The sequence below is a fragment of the Rahnella sp. GSA61A genome, from assembly GCF_019969905.1.
In the GTDB taxonomy this organism is placed as follows: domain Bacteria; phylum Pseudomonadota; class Gammaproteobacteria; order Enterobacterales; family Enterobacteriaceae; genus Rahnella; species Rahnella aceris.
On sequence record NZ_JAHXYO010000005.1, the window covers coordinates 287,058 to 300,391 of the forward strand.

Consider the following 13,334-nt stretch of genomic DNA (forward strand, 5'->3'; position numbering starts at 1 on the left):
CCCATCTCACAACGGGTTTACAAAATCGCCAAAAACAGGCCATTATTTATCCTTCCCCTGACCGGAACGGAGCCTGAAAAATGACCCGAATGACAGCGAAAGATTTCCCGCCTGAACTCCTCGAATATTTTGATTTTTACGTGCACGGCAAAATGACCAAACGTGAGTTTCTTGATCTCTCGGCGAAGTTTGTGGCAGGCGGATTGTCGCTGGCTGCACTGACAACGCTGATGACGCCGAACTATGCCTACGCCGAACAGGTGCAATTCACTGATCCGGATATTGTTGCGGAATACATTCAGTATCCGTCGCCGCAGGGACACGGCAGCGTGAAAGGCTATCTGGTGCGTCCGGCCAAAGTGACCGGTAAAGTGCCTGGTGTGGTGGTGGTGCATGAAAATCGCGGGCTGAATCCGTATATCGAAGATGTCGCGCGGCGGGTGGCGAAAGCCGGATTTGTCGCGCTGGCGCCGGACGGGCTGAGTTCGGTCGGCGGTTATCCGGGCAATGATGAGAAAGGGCGCGAACTGCAAAAACACGTTGATCCGGCCAAACTGATGAACGACTTTTTTGCGGCGGTAGAATTTCTGATGCACCACGAGACTGGCACCGGCAAAGTCGGCATCACCGGTTTCTGTTACGGCGGTGGCGTGGCGAATGCGGCGGCGGTGGCTTACCCTGAACTGGCGGCCGCCGTGCCGTTCTACGGGCGTCAGCCGAAAGCGGAAGATGTGCCGCGTATCAAAGCGCCGTTATTGCTGCATTATGCTGAACTGGATAAACCCATTACCGAAGGCTGGCCGGCGTATGAAGCGGCGCTGAAGGCCAATAACAAAGTTTATGAAGCGCATATTTATCCCGGCGTGAACCACGGTTTCCACAATGATTCGACGCCGCGTTATGACAAAGCGGCGGCGGATTTAGCGTGGGAAAGAACCATTGCCTGGTTTAAAAAGTACCTCGAACCGCAGACAGAAAGCGCATAAAAGAAAAGGGCGGGATCGCAAAATCCCGCCCTTTTTTTACGTTTCAGACGCCCGTTATGATTTCAGGATGCCATCGAAATCCGAGGCATCATGGCGCTCTTCCAGTTGTTCATCACCCCAGGTGCGGTTCACAATGCGTCCGCGTTTCACCGCCGGACGGCCCGCCACTTCAGCCGCCCAGCGCTGGAAGTGCTTATAAGATTCGATGTCGAGGAATTTAGCCGATTCATACAGACCGCCCTGCGCCAGGCTGCCATACCAGGTGAAAATGGCGATATCAGCAATCGTGTATTCTTCCCCGGCAATAAAACGGTGTTCAGCAAGCTGACGGTCTAATACGTCGAGCTGGCGTTTGGCTTCCATCGTAAAGCGGTTAATGGCGTATTCGATTTTGACCGGCGCGTAATGGTAGAAATGACCGAAACCGCCGCCAAGATACGGCGCGGAACCTTGCAGCCAGAACAACCAGTTCAGGGTTTCAGTGCGACCGGCGAGATCTTTTGGCAGGAATTGGCCAAATTTTTCCGCCAGATACAGCAGGATGTTGCCGGATTCAAACACGCGGATTGGCGGTGTGGTTGAGTTATCCAGCAGCGCCGGGATTTTTGAGTTCGGATTGACGTCAACAAAGCCGCTGGAGAACTGATCGCCTTCATTGATGCGGATAATAAACGCATCGTATTCCGCACCGCTGATGCCCAGCGCCAGTAACTCTTCCAGCAGGATCGTCACTTTCTGGCCGTTCGGCGTGCCAAGGGAATAGAGCTGAAGCGGGTGCTTACCGACCGGCAGCGTTTTTTCGTGCGTCGGACCGGCTATCGGGCGGTTGATGTTCGAGAACTTGCTGACTTCATCTTTATTCCAGGTCCAGACTTCAGGGGGCTGATACTGTTCTGACATTGCATTCTCCGCATCTTTTTTTGAGGTTAAGACTCAAAAGTCTAGCAGGAGATAATCAATGGCGACGCTGAGAATGTGCCTTCGGGGCGCGGCTAACTGGCGGCAGGATACAACCCTTTGCGCTTCCATTTCACATCGGCCACTGACTGGCCGTTGTGAATTCTCCCCTGTAACAGCAAATTGAATTTCGCGCCGGTAGCGCGCATCAGGCGGCTTTGCAGAATATACACTGCCTCGGTGCCCAGCTCGCGGCACGGCAAATGCACGGCAGTGAAACTTTGTGCCGCTGATGTTTTCATGTCGTGCGCAAAATCGATACTCATCACCGAAATATCTTCCGGGACTTTAAATCCGTATTCGTTCAGGGCATCAATGGTGGCCTGTGCAATCTGATCGCCTCCGCATAAGATGGCTGACGGCATGGTTTCCCGTTTATGCCCCCGGAGATACTTCTCAATATTTTCTCTCGCCTGTTCCCCTCCGCTGCCATGATTGACCAGCAAATGCAGGGCTTCGTCGAACACCACATGGTGTTCAAGGCAGGCGCGTTTAAAGCCATCGAGGCGCTGCATCATGGTTTCACGACGCAGGTCGGTGAACAATAAAACGGGGCGGTGACCTCTGGTAAACAGATAGTTGGCAGCACTGTAACCGATGGAATAATGATCGGCAGAAACACAGTCCAGACGCATCTCGCTGTCCTTGGCGTTGATCATTACCACCGGTTTGTTAGATTCTGCTGCCAGCCGATACAGCATCACGTCATCAATACCGATAATGACAATGCCGTCGACATCCGGCTGATGAAGTGCCTGCATAAAAACAGCGATATCCGGTTCATTGACTGCCAGCGCGCATTTACGTATGTGAATATCAAAACGCGCAACTTCCGCCGTTATTTCCTGAATCACTTCATAATAATAACGATCTTCATGGGGAGAGAAGGCGGCGGGTGGCGCACAGAGCAACAGGCAATTCATTAACAAACGGCTGGCCGGAATGTCACGCAAAATACCCATTGTTCTGGCATGGGCAAATACTTTCTCTTTTGCCTGGAGACTGACATTGGCTTTCCCTGCCAGCACACGGGAAACGGTGCTCGGAGAAAGCCCGGTTAACTCCGCTATTTGCCTGATTTTTAATTTTCCCGTCATTTTGTGATCAATGCCTCAAATGGAGATGGACTTATTGCCATGGTTAACTGGTTGTAATTCATGGGCTATTCAGCATGATAGCAAATTCCGCAAACGGCACTGCAATTCCTGTCACAAATAACAGTTGTTGGAAAAAAAAACCATTATTACTCTCCAGAATATAAACCTCAGAAACAAAAAATAAGGTATTTATCTGTGCTGAATCTATAAAGAATTCAACACGGTGACGCCCTTTATGCGGCTTAAATCCGCCAGCTGTTCGGTTAAATATAAGGAGTAAGAGAATGCTGAAAATAGCCATTATTGGTACGGGTAATATTTCACATAACCATATTCAGGGATATTTAGAGTTTGCTGATCGTTGCCAGATTGTTGCGCTGGTAGATATTTATCCTGAAAAAGCGGAAGAGAAAAAACGGCATTATGGCCTGACGAACGCCAGGGTCTATGCCAGCCATGAGGAAATCCTTAATGATGCAGATATCGACATTTTTGACGTCTGCACGCCGCCGTATGTCCACGCCGAAATCTCGATTAATGCGCTGAACGCAGGCAAACACGTGTTGTGTGAAAAGCCGATGGCGGCGTCATTACAGGAATGCGACGCGATGATCAGCGCGGCGCAGGCGAGCGGGAAAACGCTGTCAATCATCGCGCAAAACCGTTTTACCGACGCGTTCTGGCGGCTGAAAAAAGTGCTCGATTCCGGTGAGACCGGCAAAGTGTGTCATGCACAGGTGGATTCTTTCTGGTGGCGCGGTCATTCCTATTACGATTTGTGGTGGCGCGGCACCTGGGAAAAAGAAGCGGGCGGTTGCACGCTCAATCACGCCGTTCACCATATTGACGCGATTCAGTGGATGCTCGGTTTTCCCTCTGAAGTGGTCTCGATGATTACCAACGCTGCGCATGATAATGCCGAAGTGGAAGATCTCTCGGCGGCCATTTTCAAATATGACTCCGGCGCGCTGACCCAACTGACGGCTTCCGTGGTGCATCACGGCGAAGATCAGAAGATTGTTATTCAGGGCGAGAAAGCGCGAATTTCAGCCCCGTGGGACAAATACGCCAGCATTTCTGCGCCGAACGGTTTCCCGATTGATGCGCGTGACACGGATCGTGAAAACCAGCTTGAAGACATTTACCAGTCGATTCCCAAACTCACTTATACCCTGCACACCGGCCAGATCGACAATTTCCTGACCGCACTGGAAACCGGTACCGCGCCGCTGATTGACGGCATTCAGGGCAAGCGTTCACTGGAACTGATTGCCGCGATTTATAAATCCGCCATTACCCGCAGCATTGTGTCACTGCCGTTGTCGCCGGAAGATCCGTTTTATCAGACCGGCGGGCTGGTTTCGCTGGCACCGCACTTTTACGAAAAATCAGCATCGGTGGAAAACTTCGCCAATGAAGATGCGATCCCTCTCGGCAAAAATATGGATAAAGGAGCCTGAACATGAGCAATAAAGACGGTATGAATTATGCGCCGGTAGGGAAACCGCAACCTGTGGTAAAGCCCGGTGAATTCGTGATTGCTGCTGCGGCCCTGGATCACGGGCATATCTACGGTATGTGTAACGGGTTGATCGAGGCGGGCGCCAGCCTGAAATGGGTTTACGATCCGGATCCGGTAAAAGTGGAGAAGTTCGTCGCCCAGTATCCGCAGGTTAAGGTCGCGGAGTCATTGCAGATACTCCTTGATGACCGTGAAGTGCAGATGATCGCGGGGGCGGGCATTCCGTCTGAACGCTGCGCGCTGGGGCTGAAAGTCATGGCAGCCGGGAAAGACTATTTCAGCGACAAAGCGCCGCTGACCACGCTGGAACAACTGGCGCAAGCGAAGGCCAAAGTGGCCGAAACCGGGCGCAAATATGCCGTGTATTACAGCGAACGCCTGCACGTAGAAAGTGCAGTCTTCGCAGGCCAGCTGGTGCATGAAGGAGCGATCGGACGCGTGATCCAGACGCTGGGTACCGGCCCGCATCGTGAGGGCGAAGGGCGCCCCGACTGGTTCTACGAGAGAGAGCGTTTTGGCGGCATCCTGTGCGATATCGGCAGCCATCAGATTGAACAATTTCTGTTTTATACCGGCAACAGTGACGCGCAGGTTGTGGCGGCTCAGGCTCTTAATTTCAATCACCCGCAGTATCCGCGTTTCGAAGACTTTGGCGACACGATGCTGAAAGGCAATAACGGCGCACGGGGTTATTTCCGCTGCGACTGGTTCACACCAGAAGGGCTGAGCACCTGGGGCGACGGCCGTCTGACGCTGCTTGGCACCGAAGGTTATATCGAGATCCGCAAATATGTTGATCTCACGCTCGGCGAGCAGGACGTGGTGTATCTGGTGAATCAACAAGGCGAGTTCCGTTACCCGGTTTCCGGCAACGTCGGCTTCCCGTTCTTTGGTCAGTTGATCCTCGATTGCCTGAACCGCACCGAGCACGCCATGACCCAGGAGCATGCGTTTAAAGCTGCCGAGCTGTGCATCCGGGCACAGATGCTGGCAAACGGAACCCACTAAACGGGAGCAGATGATGAAAACTCTCCAGGCTGCGGTGATCGGTTGCGGGTCTATCCATACCTGCCATGTGGCAGCGATCCGGCACGAACCGGATTGCCAGTTAAGGGCGATTGCGGAGTGCGATATTGGCAAAGGCCGGGCGCTGGCGCAGGAATATGGTTGTGATTTTTACACGGATTATCACGAAATGTTGTGCGATCCGCAGATTGACGTGGTGCATATCTGCCTGCCGCATCATCTGCACAAGGAGGCTATTCTCGCCGCGCTGGCGGCGGGAAAGCATGTTTTTACCGAGAAACCGGTGGCGCTGAATATCGGAGAAGTCAGCGCCATTAAACTCGCGGCGTCACAGGCTGCGGGGCTGACAGGCGTGTGTTACCAGAACCGTCTGAATCCTTCCAGTCAGAAAATTAAAACGCTGCTGGAAAGCGGGCAACTGGGCAACATGCTGAGCATCAAAGCTATTCTGACCTGGTCGCGCAGTGGTGCTTATTACAGCGAAAGCCTGTGGCGCGGGCGTTTTGCCACTGAAGGCGGCAGCCTGCTGATCAATCAGGCGATACATACGCTGGATTTAATGCAGTGGTTTGGCGGCGGTGTTCTCGCGCTGAAAGGCGTGGTGGAAAGAACCTTTCTCAGTGAACTGACTGAAAATGAAGACACAGCGATGGTCAGCCTGAAAATGGGCAACGGTGCGCATGGATTGTTTTACGCAACGAACTGCCACAGCACCGATTCACCGTTGCTGCTGGAAATTCATTGTGAAAAAGGACTGTTGCAGTTGTATCACAACGTGTTGTGGCTGATTGAAGGAGAAAATAAAACGCTGCTGATAAGTGATGACAGCCCGTCAGGAACAGCCAAAAGCTACTGGGGCGACAGTCATCGTCAGGCAGTCTCGAATTTCTATCATTCTGTACGTCATCCTGAAGAACAAAATTATATCTCTGTTTCACAAGCCGCAGTTTCCCTGAATATTGTCGGTGCGATTTACCGCTCCTCACAATCAGGGAAATGGATCACGCTGGCTGATTAAATCTCTATTAATAATAACCCTACATTCACAGGATAATAATAATGAAACCTACTGAACGCAGAGTAGGTTACGGCACGGCTATAGGCTATGGCGTAACTGATTTATTTGGCGGTGGTGCATTCGCCGTTATCGGTACCTGGCTTTTATTCTTCTATACCATGTATTGCGGATTAACCGTTTTAGAAGCGGGATCTATTTTTGCTATTGCCCGTGTCATTGATGCCGTATTAAGTCCGATCATGGGTTATATCACCGATCACTTCGGAAATACCTGGCTCGGAAAACGGTTTGGTCGCCGCCGGTTTTTCCTGCTGATCAGTTCGCCACTGATGTTCCTGTATGCGCTGGTCTGGGTAAAGGACATGGGCTACTGGTATTATCTTGGCACATATCTGTCGATTGAATTACTTTCAGCGATGGTGCTGGTGCCGTGGGAAACGCTGGCCGCCGAGATGACCAACCGCTTCGGCGAACGTACCCGTCTCGCCGGTGTGCGTATGATTTGCTCGCAGCTCGGCGGTTTCCTGGCTGTGTCTGTGCCGGGCGTCATCATGATGTTTACCGGTAAAGATAATCCGATGACGTATACCTATACCGGCATATTCTTCGCCACGGTATTTTGTATCGCGGTATTCACCACATGGCTGTGTACCTGGGAAGCCAAAGACGTGCGGGATCCGAATGAGCCGGAACCGGAAATGGAAACAGGCGGCAGTCTCTGGCATCATCTGAAGAGTCTGGTTTTAGATTTTATCTCATCCTTTAATATCCGCATGTTCCGCCAGCATATTATTATTTATATTGCTTCCTTTACCGCCATGGACGTATTCGGTGCTGTCTTTACCTACTATGTGGTTTATGGTCTGAATCAGGATGTGGGATCGGTTTCCGGATATTTAAGTGTGGCGGCCTTTGTTTCTGTGCCATCGACGATTGTTTATATGATGGTGATGGAACGAATGAATCTTTCGCCTTCTGCCGCGCTGCGAATCGCCTATGGTTGTATATTCTTCGTGCTGGCTGCTCTGTTTTATATTTATATCACCAACGCAACGGTGCCGTTAATTCTCTTTACTTCCATCTTCGTTATTTTAGGCTTTGGACGTTCAGGGCTTTATTATATTCCGTGGAATATTTACAGCTTTATCCCGGACGTCGATGAAATAGTCACCAAAAAACGTCGTGAAGGAATTTTTGCCGGTGTGATGGTGTTTACCCGTAAAAGTACCGTTGCGATTGCCATCATGGTGATTGGCCTGGTGCTGGAAGAAAGTGGATTTGTGAAAGGGCAGGGTGCTCAGCCGCTCAGCGCGTTACACGCGATCATCGGCCTGATGATCTTCGCCACCGGTGCGTTGCTGGCGATCAGCTTCTACATGACCTTCAAATTCAAGCTGACGCGGGACACACATAAAATCCTGATCAAGGAAACCGCCCGTCTGAAACTGGGTGGCGCGCAGGAAGACTGCGATGAGGTGTCACGTAAGGTGATTAAAGATCTGACCGGTTACGAATATAACGAAGTCTGGGGCGGGAGCGCGACACGTAAAACCGCGAGGGAAAAGTTAGCGATTGAGTAACCCGTAACCTGCGGGCCGCAACCGGCCCGCAGGTATTTTCTGTCAGTGATCCTGCGCGGGCAGGGTCTGGTTTCCGTCACCCAGCGCGAGCTGCATAAACACGGTGTCCAGCCAGCGGCCATGCTTAAATCCAACGCTATGCAGGGTGCCTTTCATCTGAAAACCGGCGGCGAGATGTAAGCCAATTGAGGCTTTATTTTCGCTGTCACCGACGTTACCGATCAACTGACGATAGCCGTGAGTTTCCGCCCAGTCTATCGCCCGTCGCAGCAGCGCTTTACCCGCACCGCGTTTCTGAAAAGCAGGATCAATATAGATAGAATCCTCCAGCGTGTGGCGATACGCATAACGTTCGCGATAATGACCCAGATAGCAATATCCCTTCACTTCATCCTCATGTAAAACCACCAGCCAGAGCAAACCTGCCTCTTTAATCTTCTTCAGCCGGCCCGCCATCTCGCGTTCATCCGGGGGCTGTGTCTCGAACGAGGCGGTTCCATGGAGAACGTGCCAGGCATAAATTTTCTGTATCGCGGGAATATGCTGCTCTCCGGCTTCAATAATTTCCATTCTTGCAGGCTCTCATCAGTGTTTTCTCTTCCGTCTACTCTTTCCCAAATGCGTCAGGGAGGGCAAACTTTTTATGACTGATATAAGGAAAAGATCTGGATATAGTACGGAATTTGAACAACGAAGGTCGTCTTTTTAGCAAACAATTTTGGGACAAACGTAGCAGATTTATAGAGTTAAGCATTTTCTCAAAATTGATTATGTTATGCTTTTACTCTTTCTGTGGTTGTTATTTTTAAGGATGAAAATAATGAAAAACAAAGCGTTGTTGGTATCAATGAAAACATCCGGGTTTCGCAATAGTGAAATCGAGTGGGTAAGCAACCGGGCGAAGAAATTAAGCATAACACCCTCAGCACTTCTGTCGGAGTTATCAGCAGTTTTTCTTAAATTGATACTGTCTCATAGTCTGGTTGTTATTATTTTTGTGCTCACAATCGTGTTGAATTATCAGGATATGGAAGAGCCAGAGTTGATCTCTCTGATATTCACCTATGCTGTCGCTTGTTTAATCATTACAATGTTTGGTCCTTTAATTATATCTTTTAAATCGTTTAGAATGTTAAGAAAAGAAAAACTTTGAAATCATAAAATTCGTGGCCTGTAATTATTATTAGTAGGGATTTTTAATGATCGAATTATTTATTTCATTCCGTTGGGAATGGGAATGGGAATGGGAATGGGAATGGGAATGGGAAGGGTATAATTGTAGTGACAGGTTGCAGCGAATCACTCATCGATTTGATTGTTAATCCGTCTATCCCTATTTCTATTTTCAATGCTCTGTTTGTCATGTTTCTGAATCCAAATACGGTATCATCATACATATAATAATAGAGCCTGTTTTTTTCCGGTTTAAGAACGGATCGTGAGAGGGTATATGTCGATAATAGTAAGTCAACGCCGCCATAGATGATATCCCCTTGTGCGCTTGTTAGGCCAACGTGTTGCGCTGCGCTTTCATAACCTTTCCTTAAATATCCTTTATAGGTTCTATTTCCAGTAATAATGGCGGTAAAGTTTTCCTGAATCGCTCCAAGTCCATGGATGACTAATGTAATGCCCGCAATATTACCAATGACCGCGCCTGGCCCGGTAACATAACCGCCTCCAATTAATCCAATACCAGTATGTATCTGAAGAGCGCCTGAAACAATGCCGATGCCTTTTACGAAATAATAAAGTGGTGTTTCCAGAGCACGGTCAATGATATCAAGTGACAGTAAAATCATGAGTCTGACTTGTTTATATTTTAGCTTAAAAACCTGATCGGAAAGATATCTTCTTTCCTGTTTTAAAACCCGTATAGCTTGAAGTTTTTTGTCAGGTGTTGATTCATCGTTGATTATTTCTTTCTGGTGCTCAATGAAAAGGGAGAGGTTATTGATGAAATCTTGTTTAACTTTGACATTTTTTAAGTAATTCGATGCTATTAGTGTTTCTTGTAATAATGCTCTGATTTCAAGATTACCCATTATTTGATAGTAATCATTTGCCCGAGCATTATCTCTATGTAGTATATATTCATCCATTTTATATTTCCACTTCCTATGAAGTTGATATTAAAATACAGTTTATCCCCATCTTTTTGCAAATGAATGAAACATCTTTGAGTCACAAATTTCATAAATAAAGCAAAGGACGTGCGCGCCACATGAGTTATGAGGAAATCGATGGTATTGTCTATATAATTTTATCTTATAAGCGATGCTTTATTGGTTTTTTAAACAGCGACCATCTTCCTGTTATAGTCATTTTCATTACGCATTAGCGGTTATTTTTTAAGGAAAAAAAGTGAAACTGACGTTATCTCATTTACGCACGGGTGTTGTGTTTTTGCTGGCAGGATTACTGCTGGCGGGTTGTGATCAAAAAAGTGGTGATGCAAAACATATCAAAGTCGGCGTGATTAATGGCGCAGAGCAGGATGTGGCGGAAGTGGCGAAAAAGGTCGCGAAGGATAAATACGGTCTGGACGTCGAACTGGTTGGTTTCAGCGGCTCATTATTACCGAATGACGCGACCGAACATGGCGATCTGGATGCGAATGTTTTCCAGCACCGTCCGTTCCTTGAGCAGGATAACAAAGCCCACGGCTACCATCTGGTGGTGGTCGGCAACACCTTTGTGTTCCCGATGGCGGGCTACTCGAAAAAAATCAAAACCGTGGATCAACTGAAAGACGGCGCAACCGTGGCGATCCCTAACGATCCGACCAACTTAGGCCGCGCACTTTTGCTGCTGCAAAAAGAGAAACTGATCACGCTGAAAGAAGGCAAAGGCCTGCTGCCAACGGCGCTGGATATCACTGCAAACCCCCATCATCTGAATATTATGCAACTGGAAGGCGCGCAGTTACCGCGTGTGCTGGATGACCCGAAAGTCGATGTGGCGATCATCAGCACAACCTATATCCAGCAAACCGGATTATCACCGGTGCATGACAGCGTGTTTATCGAAGATAAAAATTCGCCGTACGTGAATATTCTGGTTTCGCGCCCGGACAATAAAGATGCTGAAAATGTGCAGGAGTTTCTGAAATCCTATCAGTCGCCGGAAGTGGCAAAAGCGGCAGAAAAAATCTTTAACGGCGGGGCAGTGCCGGGCTGGTGATCGGCTTAAACCGGACCAGCTAACTCGCTGTTAATTCTGAATCGCCCACTTAACCGTGGGCTTTTTCATTCAGTTTAGCCAGGCCGCCACACCGCCGTGTCTGGAGCAGGTTCCCCGATGATGCGTACTGAAACTATAAGATCCGTCCCTGCACTGAGCCGATGCGCCATCGGGCGCTTTTCCCGATTTGGTATGCGCCGGACGGTGAATTTCCTGCCCGTCTGAGTTGGTGTAATTCCCTTGCTCAATGAGTTCACTATCCTGCGACGAAGGCTGCGTATGCTGTCTGGCCACTGCCGTGTTGCATAAAAGGGCAACTGCAAAAAAAACAAATCCCAGTAAGCGCATGATTGCACTTTTCCCTGTTGTGGTTGTATTACCTGAATGATTTGCGAGGAGAATACTCCTGATACCCACATAGACAATGCTGATATTTGAACAGTAGTTAATCGTCTTACTGAGCGTCTTAATGCGTACAGGAAATGGTTTTCGGAGTCATTTCAGGCGTGCCTGTACGCAGAAAATGGTGCGAGCCGGAGGGTGCCGGATATGGATATTATTGAGGTTTGGCAGAGCAGGGCGAGCGGAAATGAATGGCGAGAATGGTGTCCCCTACAGGAATCGAACGTATAAATATTTTCATGATTTAAAAGAGAATTTTTATAGGTAGTCATAATTGTTCCAACATTAATACCAACAAAGAATTTTTATGTCGCTGTCATCGGTTAAGTCTTTGAAACTTGCTTAAATCGAGTAAGTCTGGGAAGTTCAACACTAACAGATTATGTTCTACTGCTGGAGTGTGTTTCGATGAAAAATTGGTCCCCATGACCTGCCCCCAGGATTAGATACAACCGTCAGTTAGTAATGTCGGTTTGTTTACCTTCACATTTTCCATTTCGCCACCGTGCTGCAAACTCTGATGGCGTCAGATAATTCAGTGCCGAATGTGGACGACACTCGTTATAATCCTGCCTCCAGTCGTTAATGGTTTTCCTGGCGTGAACGATATCGCTGAACCAGTGTTCGTTCAGACACTCATCGCGAAAGCGTCCGTTAAAACTCTCAATAAATCCGTTCTGCGTTGGCTTACCTGGCTGGATAAGCCGTAGTTCCACACCATGCTCAAAGGCCCATTGATCGAGCGCGCGGCAGGTAAATTCCGGGCCCTGATCGGTTCTTATTGTCGCCGGATAGCCCCGAAACAACGCGATGCTGTCCAGAATACGCGTGACCTGAACGCCTGAAATACCGAAAGCAGCGGTGATCGTCAGACACTCCTTCGTGAAATCATCCACACAGGTCAGGCACTTGATCCTGCGACCGTTGACCAGTGCGTCCATAACGAAATCCATCGACCATGTAAGGTTCGGCGCATCCGGGCGAAGAAGCGGAAACCGTTCGGTCGCCAGCCCTTTACGGCGTCGTCTGCGTTTTACGCTCAGTCCATTAAGGTGGTAAATACGGTATACCCGCTTGTGATTGACGTGAAGGCCCTCCCTACGCAGCAACTGCCAGATACGCCGATAACCAAAACGTCTGCGTTCAAGCGCCAGCTCAGTAATACGCCCTGATAAATGTGCATCAGCAGCCGGACGCTGAGCATCATAACGGCAGGTCGACAGGGACAAACCTGTAAGCCTGCAGGCACGACGTTGCGACAGACCGGTCGCATCACACATCAACATCACGGCTTCCCGCTTCTGGTCTGTCGTCAGTACTTTCGCCCCAGAGCCACCTGAAGCGCCTCCTTATCCAGCATGGCTTCGGCAAGCAGCTTCTTGAGCCTGGCGTTCTCTTCCTCAAGCGACTTCAGGCGCTTAACCTCGGGCACCTCCATACCGCCATACTTCTTACGCCAGGTAATGGGATGGACTACCTCCTCCCTTTGCGCTTAACTGAACAAAATACGTTCAGCAGGAGAGTAAACATGAATATCGTCTATCTGGGTATCGATCTGGCTAA

General features: G+C 49.2%; 12 protein-coding genes and 1 pseudogene. 7 read left to right on the top strand and 6 right to left on the bottom strand.

What is annotated here, in order from left to right; genetic code table 11:
• Nucleotides 1-80: 80 nt before the first annotated feature.
• The gene (yghX, locus tag LC431_RS09510) at nucleotides 81-986 is read left to right on the top strand and encodes a YghX family hydrolase (RefSeq protein ID WP_037036291.1); all 906 of its coding nucleotides are present in this window, start codon (nucleotides 81-83) and stop codon (nucleotides 984-986) included.
• A gap of 54 nt (nucleotides 987-1,040) precedes the next feature.
• Here the strand turns inward: yghX and yghU are convergent, their stop codons facing one another.
• Together yghU and LC431_RS09520 are read right to left on the bottom strand one after the other, a co-directional pair.
• Complete coding sequence (yghU, locus tag LC431_RS09515) at nucleotides 1,041-1,886, bottom strand: glutathione-dependent disulfide-bond oxidoreductase (protein WP_013574501.1); 846 nt, start codon at nucleotides 1,884-1,886, stop codon at nucleotides 1,041-1,043.
• Between the two features lie 92 nt (nucleotides 1,887-1,978).
• Entirely contained in the window at nucleotides 1,979-3,040 is a 1,062-nt protein-coding gene (locus LC431_RS09520) for a LacI family DNA-binding transcriptional regulator (RefSeq protein ID WP_013574502.1), read from the bottom strand.
• Between the two features lie 284 nt (nucleotides 3,041-3,324).
• On the opposite strand from LC431_RS09520, the gene LC431_RS09525 reads away from it, so the two are divergent.
• The 4 genes from LC431_RS09525 to LC431_RS09540 are packed head-to-tail and all read left to right on the top strand — an operon-like array spanning nucleotide 3,325 to nucleotide 8,186.
• On the top strand, nucleotides 3,325-4,500 hold the full coding sequence (locus LC431_RS09525; RefSeq protein WP_013574503.1) for a Gfo/Idh/MocA family protein: 1,176 nt from the start codon (nucleotides 3,325-3,327) through the stop codon (nucleotides 4,498-4,500).
• Nucleotides 4,501-4,502: 2 nt separating this feature from the next.
• Complete coding sequence (locus LC431_RS09530; protein WP_121019556.1) at nucleotides 4,503-5,570, top strand: Gfo/Idh/MocA family protein; 1,068 nt, start codon at nucleotides 4,503-4,505, stop codon at nucleotides 5,568-5,570.
• A 13-nt stretch (nucleotides 5,571-5,583) separates the two neighbouring features.
• Complete coding sequence (locus tag LC431_RS09535; protein ID WP_131638960.1) at nucleotides 5,584-6,606, top strand: Gfo/Idh/MocA family protein; 1,023 nt, start codon at nucleotides 5,584-5,586, stop codon at nucleotides 6,604-6,606.
• A 41-nt stretch (nucleotides 6,607-6,647) separates the two neighbouring features.
• Nucleotides 6,648-8,186 carry an MFS transporter gene (locus LC431_RS09540; protein ID WP_013574506.1) on the top strand — a complete coding sequence of 513 codons (1,539 nt, stop codon included), beginning with the start codon at nucleotides 6,648-6,650 and terminating at the stop codon, nucleotides 8,184-8,186.
• Between the two features lie 42 nt (nucleotides 8,187-8,228).
• On the opposite strand, the gene LC431_RS09545 is transcribed toward LC431_RS09540, so the two are convergent.
• The gene (locus LC431_RS09545; RefSeq protein WP_037036282.1) at nucleotides 8,229-8,756 is read right to left on the bottom strand and encodes a GNAT family N-acetyltransferase; all 528 of its coding nucleotides are present in this window, start codon (nucleotides 8,754-8,756) and stop codon (nucleotides 8,229-8,231) included.
• A 250-nt stretch (nucleotides 8,757-9,006) separates the two neighbouring features.
• Between LC431_RS09545 and LC431_RS09550 the strand changes: the two genes are divergently transcribed.
• A complete protein-coding gene (locus tag LC431_RS09550) occupies nucleotides 9,007-9,339 on the top strand; it encodes a hypothetical protein (protein WP_119261376.1) in 333 nt (110 codons plus the stop codon).
• 64 nt (nucleotides 9,340-9,403) lie between these two features.
• Here the strand turns inward: LC431_RS09550 and LC431_RS09555 are convergent, their stop codons facing one another.
• On the bottom strand, nucleotides 9,404-10,288 hold the full coding sequence (locus tag LC431_RS09555) for a DUF4225 domain-containing protein (protein ID WP_223509729.1): 885 nt from the start codon (nucleotides 10,286-10,288) through the stop codon (nucleotides 9,404-9,406).
• Between the two features lie 262 nt (nucleotides 10,289-10,550).
• On the opposite strand from LC431_RS09555, the gene nlpA reads away from it, so the two are divergent.
• Nucleotides 10,551-11,369, top strand: coding sequence for a lipoprotein NlpA (nlpA, locus tag LC431_RS09560; protein WP_112198155.1), 819 nt, complete (start codon nucleotides 10,551-10,553; stop codon nucleotides 11,367-11,369).
• A gap of 69 nt (nucleotides 11,370-11,438) precedes the next feature.
• On the opposite strand, the gene LC431_RS09565 is transcribed toward nlpA, so the two are convergent.
• Both LC431_RS09565 and LC431_RS09570 read right to left on the bottom strand, forming a co-directional pair.
• Complete coding sequence (locus LC431_RS09565) at nucleotides 11,439-11,717, bottom strand: DUF3761 domain-containing protein (protein WP_223509730.1); 279 nt, start codon at nucleotides 11,715-11,717, stop codon at nucleotides 11,439-11,441.
• Between the two features lie 509 nt (nucleotides 11,718-12,226).
• Nucleotides 12,227-13,233: pseudogene (locus LC431_RS09570) on the bottom strand (IS3-like element ISRaq1 family transposase); the annotation flags it as partial.
• Nucleotides 13,234-13,334 lie beyond the last annotated feature (101 nt).

What these genes read in the sequence shown, in the direction of transcription:
- yghX (WP_037036291.1), top strand. Translation starts at nt 81, where the DNA reads ATGACCCGAATGACAGCGAAAGATTTCCCGCCTGAACTCCTCGAATAT.
- yghU (WP_013574501.1), bottom strand. Translation starts at nt 1,886, where the DNA reads ATGTCAGAACAGTATCAGCCCCCTGAAGTCTGGACCTGGAATAAAGAT.
- LC431_RS09520 (WP_013574502.1), bottom strand. Translation starts at nt 3,040, where the DNA reads ATGACGGGAAAATTAAAAATCAGGCAAATAGCGGAGTTAACCGGGCTT.
- LC431_RS09525 (WP_013574503.1), top strand. Translation starts at nt 3,325, where the DNA reads ATGCTGAAAATAGCCATTATTGGTACGGGTAATATTTCACATAACCAT.
- LC431_RS09530 (WP_121019556.1), top strand. Translation starts at nt 4,503, where the DNA reads ATGAGCAATAAAGACGGTATGAATTATGCGCCGGTAGGGAAACCGCAA.
- LC431_RS09535 (WP_131638960.1), top strand. Translation starts at nt 5,584, where the DNA reads ATGAAAACTCTCCAGGCTGCGGTGATCGGTTGCGGGTCTATCCATACC.
- LC431_RS09540 (WP_013574506.1), top strand. Translation starts at nt 6,648, where the DNA reads ATGAAACCTACTGAACGCAGAGTAGGTTACGGCACGGCTATAGGCTAT.
- LC431_RS09545 (WP_037036282.1), bottom strand. Translation starts at nt 8,756, where the DNA reads ATGGAAATTATTGAAGCCGGAGAGCAGCATATTCCCGCGATACAGAAA.
- LC431_RS09550 (WP_119261376.1), top strand. Translation starts at nt 9,007, where the DNA reads ATGAAAAACAAAGCGTTGTTGGTATCAATGAAAACATCCGGGTTTCGC.
- LC431_RS09555 (WP_223509729.1), bottom strand. Translation starts at nt 10,288, where the DNA reads ATGGATGAATATATACTACATAGAGATAATGCTCGGGCAAATGATTAC.
- LC431_RS09565 (WP_223509730.1), bottom strand. Translation starts at nt 11,717, where the DNA reads ATGCGCTTACTGGGATTTGTTTTTTTTGCAGTTGCCCTTTTATGCAAC.